This is a genomic window from Syntrophales bacterium, assembly GCA_023229765.1.
GTDB lineage: Bacteria > Desulfobacterota > Syntrophia > Syntrophales > UBA5619 > DYTH01.
In genome coordinates, this window is sequence record JALNYO010000025.1 from 20,551 (window position 1) to 38,536 (window position 17,986).

The 17,986-nt window shown below is 53.6% G+C and carries 12 protein-coding genes; 11 read left to right on the forward strand and 1 reads right to left on the reverse strand.

The window, feature by feature from the left end; genetic code table 11:
- Positions 1-35 precede the first annotated feature (35 nt).
- Positions 36-3,098 (reverse strand): metallophosphoesterase, encoded by a 3,063-nt coding sequence (locus M0P74_12485; protein ID MCK9364400.1) that lies wholly within the window; start codon positions 3,096-3,098, stop codon positions 36-38.
- Between the two features lie 443 nt (positions 3,099-3,541).
- Between M0P74_12485 and M0P74_12490 the strand changes: the two genes are divergently transcribed.
- The 11 genes from M0P74_12490 to M0P74_12540 all read left to right on the forward strand — a co-directional run bounded on the left by M0P74_12490 (position 3,542) and on the right by M0P74_12540 (position 17,969).
- Positions 3,542-4,432, forward strand: a complete 891-nt coding sequence (locus M0P74_12490) for a lysophospholipid acyltransferase family protein (GenBank protein MCK9364401.1) — start codon at positions 3,542-3,544, stop codon at positions 4,430-4,432.
- Between the two features lie 117 nt (positions 4,433-4,549).
- Positions 4,550-5,698, forward strand: coding sequence for a lipopolysaccharide heptosyltransferase II (gene waaF / locus M0P74_12495; GenBank protein ID MCK9364402.1), 1,149 nt, complete (start codon positions 4,550-4,552; stop codon positions 5,696-5,698).
- A 185-nt stretch (positions 5,699-5,883) separates the two neighbouring features.
- The gene (locus tag M0P74_12500; GenBank protein MCK9364403.1) at positions 5,884-6,501 is read left to right on the forward strand and encodes an HAD family hydrolase; all 618 of its coding nucleotides are present in this window, start codon (positions 5,884-5,886) and stop codon (positions 6,499-6,501) included.
- Complete coding sequence (gene waaC, locus M0P74_12505; protein MCK9364404.1) at positions 6,465-7,679, forward strand: lipopolysaccharide heptosyltransferase I; 1,215 nt, start codon at positions 6,465-6,467, stop codon at positions 7,677-7,679. Before M0P74_12500 ends, waaC begins: the two co-directional genes overlap by 37 nt.
- A 119-nt stretch (positions 7,680-7,798) precedes the next feature.
- Positions 7,799-7,975 (forward strand): Trm112 family protein, encoded by a 177-nt coding sequence (locus M0P74_12510; GenBank protein MCK9364405.1) that lies wholly within the window; start codon positions 7,799-7,801, stop codon positions 7,973-7,975.
- Between the two features lie 189 nt (positions 7,976-8,164).
- Complete coding sequence (locus M0P74_12515) at positions 8,165-9,841, forward strand: sensor histidine kinase (protein MCK9364406.1); 1,677 nt, start codon at positions 8,165-8,167, stop codon at positions 9,839-9,841.
- A complete protein-coding gene (gene btsR / locus M0P74_12520; GenBank protein ID MCK9364407.1) occupies positions 9,838-10,548 on the forward strand; it encodes a two-component system response regulator BtsR in 711 nt (236 codons plus the stop codon). The genes M0P74_12515 and btsR overlap by 4 nt, the downstream gene beginning before the upstream one ends.
- A gap of 394 nt (positions 10,549-10,942) precedes the next feature.
- Complete coding sequence (locus tag M0P74_12525) at positions 10,943-12,103, forward strand: twin-arginine translocation signal domain-containing protein (GenBank protein ID MCK9364408.1); 1,161 nt, start codon at positions 10,943-10,945, stop codon at positions 12,101-12,103.
- Between the two features lie 73 nt (positions 12,104-12,176).
- Positions 12,177-12,803 (forward strand): TRAP transporter small permease subunit, encoded by a 627-nt coding sequence (locus tag M0P74_12530; protein MCK9364409.1) that lies wholly within the window; start codon positions 12,177-12,179, stop codon positions 12,801-12,803.
- Positions 12,800-14,785 (forward strand): TRAP transporter large permease subunit, encoded by a 1,986-nt coding sequence (locus M0P74_12535; GenBank protein ID MCK9364410.1) that lies wholly within the window; start codon positions 12,800-12,802, stop codon positions 14,783-14,785. Before M0P74_12530 ends, M0P74_12535 begins: the two co-directional genes overlap by 4 nt.
- Positions 14,786-15,290: 505 nt before the next feature.
- Positions 15,291-17,969, forward strand: a complete 2,679-nt coding sequence (locus tag M0P74_12540) for a GNAT family N-acetyltransferase (protein ID MCK9364411.1) — start codon at positions 15,291-15,293, stop codon at positions 17,967-17,969.
- Positions 17,970-17,986 lie beyond the last annotated feature (17 nt).

The window sequence follows — 17,986 nt, forward strand, 5'->3', positions numbered from 1 at the left end:
GATTGTTTTGCTGTCGTCGCATCATGATCAAGCGATCATTTGATCAACCGCTGTTTGTTTTCTTGATATGTGATTACATGTTGTTTTTTTATATCGATATCTAGCTTCTCATGCACCCATTGCATTTCCTGCTCTGTGGTTTTAAACATGTATAGTCGGTTCAGGACCATGAGCCTTATGATCCTGGAGGCGACCAAATCTTTCTCTGCTTCCTTGCAGAGTTGGGAGAGTTTTTGTTTTGGTATTGGCTTTGGTGAATCCAGGTGGATACAGAGATCGATCAACTTGAACGCTAAAGTGTCATTTCGTTTAACGACATCGTTGATGTCCTCGAACAGGCTGTCTGAATTTGCGCCCCGCGCTGCCTTCATCACGAACCCAAAGGACACGATTTGAACGATTCCTGCGACGACCCTCCGAGCAATCTTCTTCCTTGCCTCCTCATTGTCTTCTTTACCTCTGCGTTGGATCGCTGCCTCGATTTCGGCAACAATTGCATCGGGATTCTTCTCGCAAAAAGCATAAAAGTCTCCGAGTGCTCGCAAAGGACCCTTGAATAATTCTTCCAGGAGACTACCTTTTCTTGTTCGCGAGATCTTTGAGTATTGATTCTTTAAAACCTGTCCAAGAATCTCTGTGGTCTTGAAGAGAGCAATGATCTGAGCTATCAGACTAAGCTCATCAGCCTCTTCCTCGGATTCGGCCAATCCGTCGTTGCCGTCATCAAGTTCATCCCGTAATTCGTCGGATTCCTTGCGATGCTGTAGTGGTTTCACCCCAGAATAAATAAGTTTTGGAGCATCCTCAATCAAATTTGTGATGCCATTTGTATCACCATTGAATGTAACCGGTGCGCGATTTTTAAAAAGATTATGAATCGCTTCTGAAAGCGTGTTGATAACAAATTCATCGTTCGTGTGGTGCGCAAGAAAAAGGATAGTATTGGCGTGATCACGCACATAGAGATGTTCACAGCAATGCCTGATATATTTGCGAATTTCCTCGTCAGCTAAGCTTTCACTCAGGTACAGTCCCTTCAAATAGTAGTAAATGTAAGGGTATCTAAACGCATAATAATCTCCAATCTTACGCAGCACTCGGGCCCGAACGAGCATATCGATGCGCTCTCTGAAATCAACAGTATGCCACTTGGCCGAAAATCTGTTATTGAAATCGACCAGTTCGGATTCTGAAAGCTCATCTTTCTTTCGATAGTGAAATTCTGCGGCGAGTTGGACAGCATATTGGAAAACTTCCGTTAATTTGTCGGTCTTAACGCCGGAATTTCTAAATGCCTCGGTCAGCAGGTAGTGGTAATAGTGGCCAAGCGCGCTTTCCTTGAAGTCTCCACTCCGTCCCGCCTCGATGCTCTGCAAAAGAGTAAGCAAATAAAGTGGAATGGACGGTATCACCGTCTTTGTCATTACTGCGTTCATTAGTCGTTCGGCTTGGTCACATCTCGAAATAAATTCCGCATCGTCAACAGTGCCATCTTTCGCAAGATTGAACCATCGTTGTATCAGTTGCGATCTGCGTGCATAACCAAAGGCTTGCATATGATAATGTTCCAGTGAAATAAGTTCCCGCGGAGCATCGCCGGAAAGCATTTCTCTGATCTCGAACATTTCATTGACTGTGACAACAAAATGCCCAAATCGTTTTCGTAGCGCACAGAGGACCCCCCTGCGTGCATCTGCAGCCTTTAATGGCCCGTCATCGAAGTCATCCAGAAGTAGGATTTTATGATCTTTTGAAAGTTGGTCAAAAGCAGTAATGTTGCAGGTACCATATTGAACGCCTACTTCACGCCTGATAAGTGCGTCTATTTCAGTTTCTTGTGTCTTTTTGAGGTGTTTCCCGTTTATCAGAAGGGGGACAAAACCGCGGTCGTGATATTGACGATAGAGTTGGTATAGGAGGCTTGTGCAGCCAACCTTTTCATCCCCCTCTATTAGAACGCCGTTAACGGTAAAATCTGGAGACAGAAGGTTTTCTGAGCTTATGAATGTTCTCTCCTTGATTCCCCCGTTATTAATTTTTCTCAGATCAGGATAAACAAAAATATCTGAAAGGGTTATTTTTTGACCTCCGGGGTGCTGAAAAAAAGCGCCGGGATCGTCCAATGCCTCTTGAAAGGACGCTTCAATAGTGAACGGATTGATCTTCTTTGTTGGAAGGTCCCGATAATCGGTCCACGATCCTTCCTCCGTTGGGGTATATCGGGTTCCATCCCATCTATATCTGGTTGATGAAAACTGCTTGCGGTCAAGTTCAATGACCACGGTGTTGAAAGATGACTCCGACGGGTTTTCTTCATCTTGCAAGACACATCCTTCGATAAAAGCGCTTCTATCGCTTTCCGTGTCGTTATTAATTCCGACGTTTCCCTGATGTTCGTGCCCGGAGATAACAATATCAGCACGATTTCGAATAAAAAAACGAAAGGGGCGATAAATACTCTGACCAAACCAGTTCAGCGGGTGATGCAACACTACTAAACGGATGTCGACACCAGTCGTATCTATTTCCGAGTATGAGTCTATAGGGAAGTAAAGGCGTCCGGGACTCTCAGATAAATTGGACATCCATGATATATTTAATGATTCGAAACCAATGAATTTACCATTAATGTCAAAATGGCATGACCTCCAAAGAGGATCATCATGGGTAATGTCGTTTTCTTCGAGAGCATTCCTAAATTCGAAAAAAGATTTCTGAACAGATGTGCAAGTATCTATAATCGAAGAGTCAACCGTTGGGGTGCTGGCGTCCTCAATACTTTTTACTATTATTTGCCTCACTCCCGAATTCAGTTGAAAATTACAATCATGATTGCCGGGAACGATAATAAAAGACACTGGTATTGGTGACTCCGTCTGAATCTTGGATTTAATTTCTTTGAAAAAGTCTATGGCCAAAGCATACTGAGGATCTTCTCCGGAAAATGCAATATCACCCGAAACAACGATGAATACGTGGGAAGCGGATGGTAGAAATGAATAGACAGAGGCAGCAATCGCCTCCCCCTTTTGCAGGATGGGGTCACTAGAGTTTCTGATATGAATGTCGCTAAGATGTAGTAACACTGCGTTCATCATTGTCACCCTCAAGCGGCGTCCACAGCGCCGCGCAGGTTATCCAATTGAATTAATTGATAAATAATTATTGATAAGAACTTCCTTTTTCGCGGTGGGAGTATAGGGGGGCCATTTTTGCGTGTCAAGGGATATTTTGCATCGTGTTGCATCGCAAACGAGGGGCTTGCAATTTACCATCTGCTCTTGTTTGCCTCAAAAAAAGGGCTGACGCAAGGGTAATCCCGGGCTGGGCAGCATTCCTTAAGCGGATAGTCGATACCTTTGCGAACGGTCGCCGCAGAGCCTGCCGCGTGGCGCGAAGTCCCCAGCATGCCGTCACGATTCCGCCCTTGCCTTCAGCCGGGACTTGTGTCAATGATAGCGACGTTGACGTGGCAAAGAAGTGGGGTGGGTGATTTCAAGGGATATACGCCCCGATTTTTTTATACGATAGGGCATACATAGTGAGCAAGGAACGACTTGCCGGCATCCTGCTGGCTATCTTTCAGGCAATTCCAGTATCTTTGCGCAGGAGGCTGTTCATCGGCCTTGCCCGTGTTTTCTATTACCTTGTTCCCCGCCAGCGGATGATTGCCCTGCACAGCCTCCGCTGCGCCTTTCCGGAGAAAACAGATGGAGAGATACTGAAAATCGCCCGCGGCGTCTATCGAACGCTGGGAATTGTGGCGGCGGAGTTCTTCGATATCCCGAAACTTACCAGTGAAAATGTTCGGGAAATTGTCGAGACCGAGGGGCTTGAGAACTGCGCACGGGCGCTCGCCAAGGGGCGGGGCGTCCTTCTGTTCAGCGCCCATTTCGGTAACTGGGAGCTGGAGGCCGCGTCGATTGCCCTGCTTGTCAAACCGGCAGTCGTCATCTACCGCCCCCTCGACAGCCCGCTTCTCGACAGACTTGTCTCCCGCGTGCGTTCCGCCTCTGGCAACAAACCGCTTCCCAAGGAAAATGCGATGCGGTCGATGATCCGCACGCTTCATAAAAACGGGATGATCGGGATCCTGCTCGATCAGAACACAGACTGGTACGAAGGGGTGTTTGTCAATTACTTCGGCAGACCTGCCTGCACAACGAGCGGTCTTGCGCATCTTGCTCTCCACAGTGGCGCCCCGGTGCTGCCCGCTTATCTGATCAGGCTGGCGGAGGGGCGTTATCGTCTCGTCATCGAGCCGGCACTGGAGATTATCGACACAGGAGACCGCGATGCGGATGTAATCGCCAACACGCAGCGCTTTACGAAGGTTATTGAAGATACGGTGCGGAAATATCCCGAGCAGTGGCTCTGGATTCACCAGCGCTGGAAGACTCAGTTCTGCCAGATTCCGCTGAAAAGCAGGTGAAACGCTCATGACGGCACACCGTCTCAAAGGCAAGGATGCAGGCGAAGCTTGATGTTAAGAAAATGGAGGGACGCGCTCCGTCGCGTCCGTAGCCGCTATCTAACACGGAAATTATAGATGGAAGCCCCTGAAAAAAATATACCCCTGAGTGTCCGGGGCCATAAAAAACTGCCGGATGGCGGGATCGACCGACTGCTGATCCGGGGGACGAACTGGATCGGGGATGTGGTGATGACCCTCCCCGCCGTCGCCGCCATCCGCGCCCGGTGGCCGGACGCAAGGATATCCGTTCTCGCAAAGCCCTGGGTGGCCGAGGTTTACCGGCTGGCAAGCCAGATCGACGAGGTTATCATCTTTGAACAACCGGGGCGACATGCGGGGATAGTCGGGAAGTTGCGTCTGGCCAAAGAATTGCAGGAAAAAGGTTTCGACTGCGCCATCCTCCTGCAAAACGCGATCGAGGCAGCGATTATCGCGAAGCTGGCGGCCATTCCCCGACGCGCCGGTTATAACTCCGACGGACGGGGGATGCTGCTTACCCACTCCGTCCGTCGGACTGCGGCAATCCGCCGGGCGCCGCAGAGCGACTACTACCTCGAGATGGTGCGGGCGCTCGGCTGTCCGCCGGTTGCAAGGAAACCACGACTCCATGCTGGGCATGATTACGCCGCCCTTGCGGAATCACTCTTTTCCCGCTTCGGCATCGCCGAAAGGGGCATACTGATTGGCATTTCCCCGGGCGCCGCGTATGGCCCCGCCAAAAGATGGCTTCCCGACCGCTTCGCCTCCGTCGCCAATTTCCTGATCGAAGAATACAAGGGGCAGGTCATCGTCTTTGGAAGCGAGGGGGATCGGGCGAGCGCCGCGGCAGTGCAGGAACACACCAGCCATAAACTGATTGACATCTCAGGGAAGACAAATCTCAAAGAGGCGATCGCCCTCATTGCCCGCTGTGACATCTTTATCTCAAATGATTCCGGATTGATGCACGTTGCCGGGGCGCTTGGAATCCCGACGGTGGCGATCTTCGGCTCGACCAATCCCGCGACGACGTCGCCGGCCGGCGAAAAGAGCGTTGTCATTCACCACGATGTTCCTTGCAGCCCCTGCCTGAAGCCGGTCTGCCCAACCGATTTTAGGTGCATGAAGCTGATAACGGTTGCAGAGGTCTGCGAAACGGCGCGAAAGCTCCTTCAGGAAAATCCCCGCGTCGGGATCGGCGTGCCGAATCAGGAGAGTACCTATCAGGGTATGGGCGATTTTTGAACATTAAGCTGCGCTTTGCGCTAAACCCCCATGCCCGTGGGGCATAAGCATGCGATTGGCCAACAATGCCTGCAATCGCCGCTAAACCCCCATGCCCGTGGGGCACAACGAAACATGAAAATCCCCCCTTGCCCCCCTTTGGCAAAGGGGGGATGGGGGGATTTTCATACAAAGGAATCAGGATAATGCAAAACGACGGGAAAAAACAGGCCGCAATTTTTCTGGACCGTGATGGGACAATTAACGAAGAGGTCGGCTATCTGGACCAGCCGGAGAAGCTCCGCATGATTCCTGGCGCGGCCCGGGCAATCCGCCTGATCAACAAAAGCGGCCTGAAGGCCATTGTTGTCACAAACCAGTCTGGGGTTGCCCGCGGTTTTTTTGATGAGGCGATGGTCGCGGCGATCCACGAGAAAATGCAGAAATTTTTGGAAGCAAAAGGGGCCTGGATCGACCGCTTCTACTACTGCCCGCACCACCCGACTGACGGAATGGGAAGCTATCTGCAGGAGTGCTCCTGCCGGAAGCCGGCGCCGGGGATGCTGCTGCGGGCGGCAGAGGAGCTGGCCCTTTCACTTAATGATTCCTATATCATCGGCGACACGCTGAAGGATATCGAGGCGGGCGGGCGAGCCGGCGTTCCGGGGGTGCTGGTGCAGACAGGATACGGCGCGGAATCCGCCGCGGCGCTCGCCGGTTTCGACCGGGAAAAAGCCGGGGTGTACCATCCGGTGTATGTAGCGACAACCCTTGAGGAGGCGGTCAGGTGGATAATCGCCGACCAGGGCAGGGAGAAACGGTGAACATCCTGATTGTCAAGTTGAGCGCGATCGGCGACGTCATCCACACGCTGCCCTCGCTTGCCGCGTTGCGCCGCTTATGGCCGGAGGCCGACATCACCTGGGTGGTCGAGGAGGCGGCAGCCGATCTGCTCCAGGATCACCCCGCTCTGAACCGGGTGATCGTCTCGGGCCGGAAGCGCTGGCTAAAGGAATTGCGCCAGGGAATGATCGCCAAGCCGTTCAGGGAAATGCGTGCATTTCTTGCAGAACTGCGCTCGCGAAAATACGATCTGGTGATAGATTTTCACGGCCTGTTCAAAAGCGCCGTGATCGTTTTTTTGAGCGGCGGCAAACGAAAGCTGGGATATGACAGCCTCCAGGAGGGAAGCAGACTTTTCTACAACGAAAAGATAACGGAAGCGCTGGAAAAACACGCCGTCGAGCGCTATCTCGATTTTGTCCGCTACCTTGCCTGCGGGGATGAGAAAACCTGTCTTTCCGGGACGCCGGAATTCAGGATTACCATAGGTGAAAACGAAAAAAGGAAAGTAAGTGAGTTGCTCTCTAAAAAAATTTTCGGACTTTCCCCACTCCGGCCGGGGAACTCCGTCAACAGAATGCCCACCAAGCCACAAACAGTTGGAACCCGTGATAAAAGCGCTACTTTGCAACAGGCGCATCCGCCTTTTATCGCCGTCAATCCGGTTGCCTTCTGGGAAACAAAGCTCTGGGAAGACGAAAAGTTCGCCCGCCTGGGCGACCTGATCTGGCAGGAGCTGGGAATTACGGTCGTTCTGACCGGGGGAGACGCGGAACCACTGGAAAAAATTATGAAACTTATGAAAACAAAGGCGCTGAACCTCGGCGGCAAAACCTCCCTCCGGGAGCTCGCGGCGCTCTACAAAAGGGCAAAAATCGTGGTGACAACCGACTCCGGGCCGATGCACCTGGCCGCCGCGGTTGGAACGCCGACGGTTGCCCTCTTCGGTCCGACCGATCCCGTCCGCACGGGTCCCTATGGCCCTGGTCATCGCGTTATCCGTACCGGGATCAACTGCAGCCCCTGCTTCAGGAAGAAATGCCCGCAGCCCCGCTGCATGACGGAGATTTCAGTCGAAGAGGTTTTTAACGCTGTGCGCAAGAAACTGGGGGAAACAGGAACGTTGCAGACAACGGCGAAAAGCGCCGGCATCGAGTAATTAGAAATTCGTAATTATGAGGTAGAGAGCTTCCGCATCTACAAGCAATTCCCATGCTGCAAGGGTGGTTCAGGCAGGATTTATTGAGTGATTAATACAAATAATTTTGGGAGGGAAAAATGGGAATAAGGAAGGAATTGCTGGACATTCTGGCATGCCCCCAGTGCAAGGGGCCGCTGAAGCTGGCGACGGGGGAAGACGGCCTCATCTGCGAAAAATGCCGGCTGCTCTATGAGATAAAAGACGATATCCCGATCATGCTGATCGAAAAGGCCAAGCCGCTACCGGAGCCGTAACTGAGACATTGCCTGCCGGAAAAAATAATTGTCCGCTGTTTTTCTTTCCCGTTGACAAATGCCGGCAACGAATGCTACCCCCGCACATCGGGAAAAAGTTTAATTAATGTGGGTTGTTGAAATGATGCGACTGTTTTTTGTTTACGATCAGCCTGGCTGCCGCACAGCAGCATGGCCGGGTCACGACTGATGGAAATTCTCCTCAGTTTGACGCAGGAGATGGCTGTCTTTGTAGTTATTGCCTACATCTACTCCAAATCTCCGCTTTTCAAATCGCTGACGACCGCGTCTATCCGCGGACGCGATAGAATCTACCTCTATTTTGTTTTTTCCTCCCTGTCGGTTATGGGCACCTATCTGGGGGTCCCCGTCCAGGACGCCATCGCCAATACGCGGGCGATCGGTCCGGTATTGGCGGGCCTTCTCGGGGGGCCCGTTCTGGGACTGGCCGTCGGGTTCACGGGCGGACTCCACCGGTTTTTTCTGGGGGGATTTACCGCGCTCTCCTGCGGCCTTTCCACAACAATCGAGGGAGGAATCGGGGGGCTCGTTCATCTCTACCTCTACCGGAAGAACCGTTCCGACCAGACATTGAATCCGAAGATAGCCTTTATGACGGCGTTCGGCGCGGAGATAACGCAGATGATCATCATTCTGCTCGTTTCCCGTCCCTACGCCAATGCAGTCGCCCTGGTGCAGGTGATTGCGCTTCCGATGATCTTATCGAATGCAATCGGCGCCGCCCTGTTTGTAAACATCATCCGCGACCAGAAGAACATGCTTGACCGAATTGTCGCCTCCTCTTACGAAAAGGCCTTTAAAATTGCGGAACGGACGTTGAATATTCTTGCGGGGGGTATAAACGACGATTCGGCCGTAGAGCTGGCGAGGATCATCCACGAAGAGACGGGCGTCGGGTCGGTTGCCATAACCGACCGGGAGAAGGTCATTGCCTTTACCGGCCATGGTTCCGATCACCACCGGCCCGGCGACCCCATCGCCACGCATTTTACCAAAACGGCGATTGACGAAAACAAGGTCGTTTTTGCAGACGGTGTAACGGAGAGGTATCGCTGTTCGCTTTCCGGGGAGTGTCCCCTGCACTCCGTCCTGGTCGTTCCCCTCCATATCGATAATGACGTCATCGGTACGATCCAGCTCTTTGAGCCCAAAGACAAAAAATTTCTCAATATGAACAAGACGCTCGGCGAGGGGATTACCCGCCTCCTGTCGAATCAGCTTTTGCTGGCCCGTTATGAGCTGCAGAAAAACCTGCTGGTGCAGTCGGAACTGAAGCTCCTGCAGGCGCAGGTAAACCCGCATTTTCTGTTCAATGCGCTCAACACCATCATCGCCATCCTCCGGATCGATTCGTCGCGCTGCAAGGAGCTGCTGATCCATCTCTCCAATTTCTTCCGGAAAAATCTGAAGCGCGGGAGCGATCTGTCAACCCTTGAGGAGGAGCTCGACCAGGTAAATTCCTATCTGCAGATCGAAAAAGCCCGTTTTGACGACCGGCTGACCCTGGAGATCGACATTGACCCTGCGCTGCTGCAGGTAATTCTTCCCACTTTCACCCTCCAGCCCCTTGTCGAAAACGCTTTCAAACACGGCATTTCCAACACAATCGGACAGGGAATAGCCAGAATCAGGGCCTTTCGCAGGAACGGCCGGGCGATCATAGAAATAGAGGATAATGCCGGCATCTTTCCCGAACAGAAAACGGGCGACGGCTACGGGATAAAGATTGTTGACAAACGGCTTAAGTGTCAGTTTGGCGACGATGCGGGGGTTAGCATATCATGCGAACCTGATAAATTCACCCGGGCGACGGTTACGTTGCCGCTGGAGACGAAAACATCATGATGCGCGCCCTGATCGTTGATGACGAAATCTATTCCCGTGAGGAGCTGGAGGCGTTGCTGGGCGAAACAGGGGAGTTCAGCAATGTCGGGAAGTGCGCCAATGCGCCGGAAGCGATCAGGGCCATCAATCGGGAAAGACCCGATGTTTTGTTCCTGGATGTGCAGATGCCAGTCATAGATGGGTTTGAACTGCTGGGCATGATTGATGAGTCAATGATGCCGGCAGTTGTCTTCGTAACCGCCTATGATGCGTATGCCCTTAAGGCCTTTGAAGAAAACGCCCTCGATTACCTGCTCAAACCGATCGAAAAGGGGAGACTTGCAAAAACCGTCGAAAAACTCAAAAAACGCTTCGGCGCCGGGATCAAACCAGTATTTGCGCTGCCGAATATCGAGAAAATTCCCTGCCTCCATTCCTCCCGGATCAAGTTGATCAAACTGGCGGATGTCGAGCAGGTCAGATCCGGCGAGACAGGGGTTTATGTGATCTGCGCGCAGGGAGAGTTCTATACGGATCTTACCCTCCAGGTTCTTGAGGATAAAACGGAACTTGTCCGGTGCCACAAGCAGTTCCTGATCAACATCGATCAGGTGGACGAAATCACCCTCCGCGAAAACGGCGCGGCGGAAATCAAGACAAAATCCGGTCGGTTTGTCCCGGTGAGCCGGAGATACCTGAAACTCCTTCGGGAGAAGCTGCTCTTTTAGCGGTTTACCGCTCACTGTCGGGTTTCGACCTTTAAAAGCTGCATTTGGCCGCCTGACAAGTTATTTGTTGCGGATTATTTCCCATTGTTGATACGGGTAAAATCAGTTAAATTTGCGTATCATTCAGGCATAAATATTTCTTGACAGAGAATTGGCAAGGTTTATAAAAGAAGCACACAGTTTTGCCTCTAAAGGGTTGGTTGGGGGCGTAAGACAGGCGATTGCTGGTTTGGTTGCCTTTTTTCTCTCGTTCAGTATAAAACGATTTCATAATTTCAGGACAGGAAAATTCATCAAGTGCCCGGGGTAAGTACGGTTTCCGGTGGTGTTGCGTGTGGTTTGAATTGTTCTTCAAGCGGACGGTTTTTTTCCATAACACAAGGAGGGGTTTATTATGAAGAAGAGAGAACTGGACAAAGAAACAAAGGCTACTGGCGTATCACGCCGCAATTTCCTGACTGCCGCGGCCGCGGTTACGGCCGGCGCGGCAACCCTGGGTTTCCCGTCGATACTCAAGGCGCAGGGGCCGATCAACATGCGTTGGCAGAGCACATGGCCCACCAAGGACATCTTTCACGAATACGCCCTTGATTATGCCAAAAAGGTGAACGACATGACCGGCGGGGATCTGAAGATCGAGGTGCTGCCGGCTGGTTCCGTTGTTCCTGCCTTTAACCTGCTGGATGCGGTCTCCAAGGGGACGCTCGACGGCGGTCATGGCGTGATGGTTTATCATTACGGAAAACAGAACGCCCTGGCGCTCTGGGGATCAGGCCCCGCTTTCGGCATGGATGCGAACATGCTCCTTGCCTGGAACAAGTACGGCGGCGGCAAGGAACTGGCGGCCAAGCTCTACGCCTCACTGGGCGCGAATGTCGTCTCCTTCCCCTACGGTCCGATGGCGACCCAGCCGCTCGGCTGGTTCAAGAAACCGATCACCAAGCTTTCCGACTTCAAGGGAATGAAGTTCCGCACCGTCGGCATTTCCATTGACGTTTTCACCGGTCTGGGCGCTGCGGTGAATGCGCTCCCCGGCGGCGAGATTGTTCCGGCCCTGGATCGCGGCCTGCTGGATGGGGCGGAGTTCAACAATGCCTCTTCCGACCGTCTTCTCGGGTTCCCCGATGTTTCCAAGGTCTGCATGCTCCAGAGCTACCACCAGAACGCGGAGAGTTTCGAGATTCTCTTCAACAAGACCAAGTTCGATGCCCTACCCGGCAAGATGAAGGCGATCATCGAAAACGCCGTCGAGGCGGCTTCGGCAGATATGTGGTGGAAGTCATGCGATCGTTACTCACAGGATTACCTTGAGTTGCAGACCAAGGACAAGGTAAAGTTCTACAAAACCCCCGACTCCATCCTGAATACCGAACTTACGGCCTATGATGCGGCGGCGGCGAAGAAGGCAGCCGGAAATCAGATGTTCAAAGATATAGAGGCGTCGCAGAAGAAGTTCGCCGCGCGCGTGGTCAAGTGGGATATGGACACCAACGTCAACCGGAGGATGGCTTATAACCACTATTTCGGGGCCAAAAAGGCCGCAGCAAAGAAGTAAGGAATTGCGTTACTATCATCGGCCGGCTATCCGGGGTTGCTCCGGATAGCCGGCTTTTAGTAAAGGTGTGACTATGCAGAAAATTTTGCTTACCGTTGACAAGATCAGCACCTTTGTCGGGAAAATCTTCGCCTGGCTCATTGTGTCGCTTACGCTGCTTATCACCTGGGAGGTGTTCTCGCGCTACGCCCTTGACAACCCGCACGATTGGGCCTTTGACGGGATGATCCAGATGTACGGGATGCTTTTCATGATGGCGGGCGCCTACACCCTCTCGAAGAACGGCCACGTCCGGGGCGATGTTCTCTACGGGTTCTTTCCGCCGCGCGTGCAGGCCAGTCTTGACCTCACACTTTACTTTGTCTTTTTCCTGCCCGGGGTAGTCGCCCTCTGTTGGGCCGGCTACAACTATGCCGGAGAATCCTGGCGAATCCTTGAACACTCGGGGATGACCGCCGATGGCCCGCCCATTTACCAATTCAAGACGGTCATCCCGGTTGCCGGCGCCTTTCTGCTTTTGCAGGGCATTGTGGAAATGGTCCGCTGTGTCCTCTGCCTGAAGACCGGCGTCTGGCCGTCGCGGCAGGAGGATGTTGAGGAGGTCGATGTTGAAAAGCTGAAGGAGCAGATGAACGTCAAGGATGAGGATATTGCCAAGTTGGATGAGTTCGTGACGGGCAAGAAAGGGAGCGGCAAATGAAAAAAGGAGCATGGTTTGGAATCTCGATGATTGCCCTCGTTTTGATCGCCCTTTTTGTTCTGATGCCGCCTTTCAGACAGATAACGAACGGTCATCTGGGGCTTTTGATGCTGGCCTTGATCGTTGTGGCGATCATGCTCGGGTTTCCGACGGCGTTCACGTTGATGGGGCTCGGGACGATGTTTGCCTGGTTTGCCTACCGCAGCGTAGATCAAAATTTGGCGGTACAGCAAACTCTTGATTTGATGGTGCAGCGGGCCTACTGGGTGATGAGCAACGACGTTCTGATCTCGGTACCCCTTTTCGTCTTTATGGGCTATCTGGTCGAGCGGGCCAGCCTGATCCAGGATCTCTTCAAGAGCCTGCATCTGGCGACCACGCGCATTCCCGGATCGCTTGCCGTTGCCACTGTTGTTACCTGCGCGATTTTCGCCACCGCCTCGGGGATCATCGGCGCGGTGGTGACGCTGATGGGACTGCTCGCCTTTCCGGCGATGCTCAAAGCGGGATACAATACCCGACTTGCGGCAGGCGCAGTTACTGCCGGCGGCACACTCGGCATTCTGATCCCGCCGTCGGTACTGCTGATCCTCTACGGCGCCACCGCCGGCGTCTCGGTGATGCAGCTCTATGCCGGGGCCTTCTTCCCCGGTCTGATGCTGGCCGGGCTTTATATCGCCTACATCATCATCTACTCGATGATTAACCCCAAAGTTGCGCCGCCGCTCTCCGAAGAGGAAAGATATGTACCCCTTCCCCTGTTTGCCGAGAAGATCGTCAAGGGTGGGAGCAATAACGTTGTGACGGGATTAATCGGCGCGATCATGGGCAAGCGCAGCGCCGATGTTCCCCTGAAAACGCTGCTTAACCACCTCCTGATCGCGTTTCTGCCGGTGCTGGCGTCAGTGTTGATCATGGGGTCTGTCTATCTTATGGTTACAAAACCGGAAGTGGTGGACACATCCGGTTTGCAGGAAATGGGCTCTGTGGCTACTACGGATATCGCCTCACCGGAAGAGGGCGGTTTACAGGAACCGGAAGATGCCGGCGGCCTTCAGGAACCCCCTGCCGAATCTGGTTTGCAGGAACCTCCCGCCGAATCAGGACTGGCGGAACCGGCTGCGCAGGAAGCGGCGCCGGAGAGCCCCCAGACTGCCGCCGCGCCGGCTGCACCTGCCCCTGATGCGGCCTCGGTTCCCGCGGCTGCATCCGCCGCCGAGCGTCTGCCCGCCCCGCTGGGCTACTGGCTGACACTGGGACTCTGCGTGGCATCGCTTGCAGTTTTCTATGCAATCTTCACGTTTGTTCGTCTCGAGATATTCAAGATGATGCTCACCTCGTTTTTCCCCTTGTCCATTCTGATCATCGGGGTTCTCGGCTCCATCATTGCCGGTCTTGCGACCCCGACCGAGGCGGCGGCGATGGGCTCCTCCGGCGCCCTGATTATGGCGATTGCCTACGGGCGGTTCAATATTACGATGTTCAAGGAGGCGGTCTTCCTCACGGCAAAGACCTCGGCGATGGTCTGCTGGCTGTTTGTCGGTTCGGGGATCTTTGCCGGGGCGTTCGCGCTGCTTGGCGGGCAGGAAATCATCAATACCTGGGTGCAGTCGCTTAACATGTCGCCCGTGCAATTCATGCTGTTGGCGCAGGCCGTTATTTTTCTGCTGGGCTGGCCGCTGGAATGGACCGAGATAATCATTATTTTCCTGCCGATTTTCCTCCCGTTGCTGACACATTTTAACGTTGATCCGCTTTTCTTTGGTCTGCTGGTTGCAATGAACCTCCAGACGGCGTTTCTTTCGCCGCCGGTGGCGATGGCCGCATTCTACCTGAAGGGCGTTTCGCCGCCCCATGTGACGCTCAACCAGATATTCCTCGGGATGCTGCCGTTCATGGCGATTCAGGTATTCGCGATCTTTTTGCTGTACATGTTTCCTGCGATCGGGCTGTGGCTGCCGTCTTTGCTGTACGGGCATTAACGGATCAGGTAAGCATTGGGAAGAGTTAATAATAAAGCGAAAGAGGGTTGCCCTCTTTCGCTTTTTATTTCTTACAGCATTGTCCGTTAACCCTGTTCATCCTTGATCTCTTAAAATGGCGAAGACAGTTAAAGGTGGTTTGGCCGCCATAGGGCCTGTCCACAAATAACTTGGACAAGATTGCGCTCAGATTTGGGTTAGATTTGGTTGCGGCGATTGAACAAAACCGCAGACGTAGCAGCGCTACGTTGAGGATTTTGTGATTGAGCCACAGCCAAAGATGGCCCAAAGATGAGATGCAAGATGTTCAGGTTATTTGTGGACAGGCACATAGTCTATTCATCGGAAATATATTGCATTTCCGAGGGAACATCGTTATTATCCGCCAATCTTAATCTTTATGATTTGTTAATGATCAGCAGACGGTTTCTTCCGAAAAAGGGCAGCGCAGAAAAGCGAGGTCGCTTATCCGCCCCTGCCGCAGTGCAATCAAAGGAGAAAAGGTATGGGAGATCTGCAGAAAATCTTCAATCCTCGGACAATTGCCGTAATCGGCGCTACCGACAAGGAAGGTTCGTTTGGGCGGGCAATTCTGGAAAACGCTCTTGCTTCCTCTAACCGCACAGTTTATCCGATTAACCCGCATCGCTCAACGGTTCTTGATAAAGCCTGCTGGCCGGATATAGGCTCTGTGCCGGAAGAGGTTGATCTGGCGATAGTCGCAACCCCTGCCGCCACCGTTCCCGGCGTGGTGGAAGCCTGCGGCCGGGCCGGCGTGGGAGGGATCATCATCATTTCGGCCGGTTTTCGCGAAACGGGAGAGGCGGGGGCCCGTCTCGAAGAGGAGATTATCCGCATTAACCAGGCGTACAAAATGAGGATCGTCGGCCCCAATTGTCTGGGGATCATCCGGCCGGCGGTAAATCTCAGGGCGACCTTCCTCAAGGGGGAAACGGAAGGCGGCGACATCGCGTTTATCTCGGACGCGGGGAGTTTCGGCAGGACCCTCCTCGACTGGGGGATCAGCTCCCATATTGGCTTCAGCATGGTCGTTTCCCTTGGTTCAGCGATAGATGTGACATTCTGGGACGTGATCGATTTTCTCTTTGAAGACCCGAACACGAAGAGCATCATTCTCTACATGGAAGAGGTGCGGGGGGATGTTAAGCGTTTCGTCAGCGCCGCCCGCTGCTTTGCCCGCGTCAAGCCGATTATCCTGCTCAAACCCCCGGGTCTGAAGGAGGGAAACTGTCATGGGTCCACCCATTCCGGGATGATGGCCTGTCCGGAAGAGGTTCTGGATGCCCTTTTCCGCCGCATTGGCGTGGTCAGGGTGCGCGAGGCGGAGGATCTCTTTAACGCGGCCAGCATTCTCTCTTCCGGGAATCGCCCCCGGGGGCCGCGTCTGGCAATCCTGACGAACGCCATGGGGATCGGGATCATCGCTGCTAAACAATTGCTCCGCTCCGGCGGAAAACTGGCCGAACTGTCAGCAAAAACCATCAATGCTCTGGACGGCGTTCTTCCTTCCTGGTGGAACCGGGAAAATCCCGTTCATCTGCTCCGCGATGCAGATGTATCCCGCTACGCGTCGGCGGTTGAGATTGTCCTCAAGGATGCGGGCGTGGACGGCATCTTGACGGTATATACGCCTCAGGATTTTACCAACTCGGAAGAGCTGGCGGAGGCGCTGGTCTCCCTTTGCGCAAAAACGGACAAGCCGCTGCTTGCGGCCTGGATGGGTGGAAACGATGTCCAGCGCGGGCGCGAGCTGATGCGAGAAAAGGGGATTCCCTCATACGAGTCGGCGGAGGCCGCCGTTCGCGCTTATATCTACATGAATCAGTACGAGCGCAATCTGCAGATTCTTCATGAAACGCCGGCGGAGCTCCCTCTCGATGAGACACCGCCGAAAAATCATCTCAAGGCGATTATCAGGCGCTCCGGGCGGGGAGATTCGTTGATTCTTACGGAGGATGAATCACAAAAGTTTCTCCGCAACTACGGCATCCCTGTGATTGCCACGCGAACAGCGGGAACCATCGATGCGGCCATCGACGCTGCCCGTGAAATAGGATACCCGGTGGTGCTAAAGGTTGCCTCGCCCGATATTGTCTTCAGACAGGACGTCGGGGGGGTGGCAACGGCGATCGACAGCGAAACAACACTCCGCAGCGCCTTTCAGCGAATCATGGACGGGGTAAGCCATTTTGCCCCCGAGGCGCTGGTGCGCGGGGTGGTCGTTCAGAAAATGCTGGAACATATAGATTACGAACTGATTATCGGGGCAAGAAAGGACGGTCATTTTGGCGCCGTCATCCTCTTCGGACACGGCGGCATCGGGGTGGAGATGCTGCGGGATTTTTCCGTCGGCCTGCCGCCCTTGAACCAGACGCTCGCCCGGCTGCTGATGGAGGAGACTGGCGTTTACCGTATGCTTCAGGGCTTCCGGGGAAAGCAGCCGGCCGATTTACGCCAGATCGAGCAGATACTGGTCGGTTTTTCCAGAATGATCGTCGATTTTCCCGAAATACTGGAAATGGATATAAACCCGCTGGCCGTCTGTCAGGGAAAGGCCGTCGTGCTGGACGCCCGGATCCTGGTGGATCGGGAGGCGTTGGCGGCAAAATCTCCGCCCTATAGCCACCTGGTCATTGCCCCTTATCCGACAAGACATGTAACCCCTTGGCGGCTGAAGGACGGCACGGAGCTGATCCTCCGCCCCATCCGCCCTGAGGATGAGCCTCTTGAATTCGAGATGCTTTCTACCTGTTCGCAGGAAACCATTCGCTCCCGCTATTATCAGAACATCAAAAACATCAGCCATGCGATGCTGGTCCGCTCCTGTCATATAGACTACGGTCGGGACATGACGATCGTCGCTGAGCTGCGCGCCGACAAAAAAAGGCGGCTTGTCGGCATCGGCAGCCTGACCGTTGACGTAAATGGCGGCAATGCGGGAGAATTTGCGATTATTGTGCACGACGATTTTCAGAAACGGGGCCTTGCATCCAAGCTCCTCGATGTGCTCATCGGCATCGCCGAGGAGAAGGGGCTGAAGGAATTCTATGGATTTCTGGAGCCGACGAATGGCCGGATGACTTATCTGTGCGAAAAGCTCGGAATGACCCGCAGCCGTTCTGCCGACGACCTGGTCCGGGTCTCTCTGCCCTTAGACGGGTAATGGCCGCCTCTGGCCGA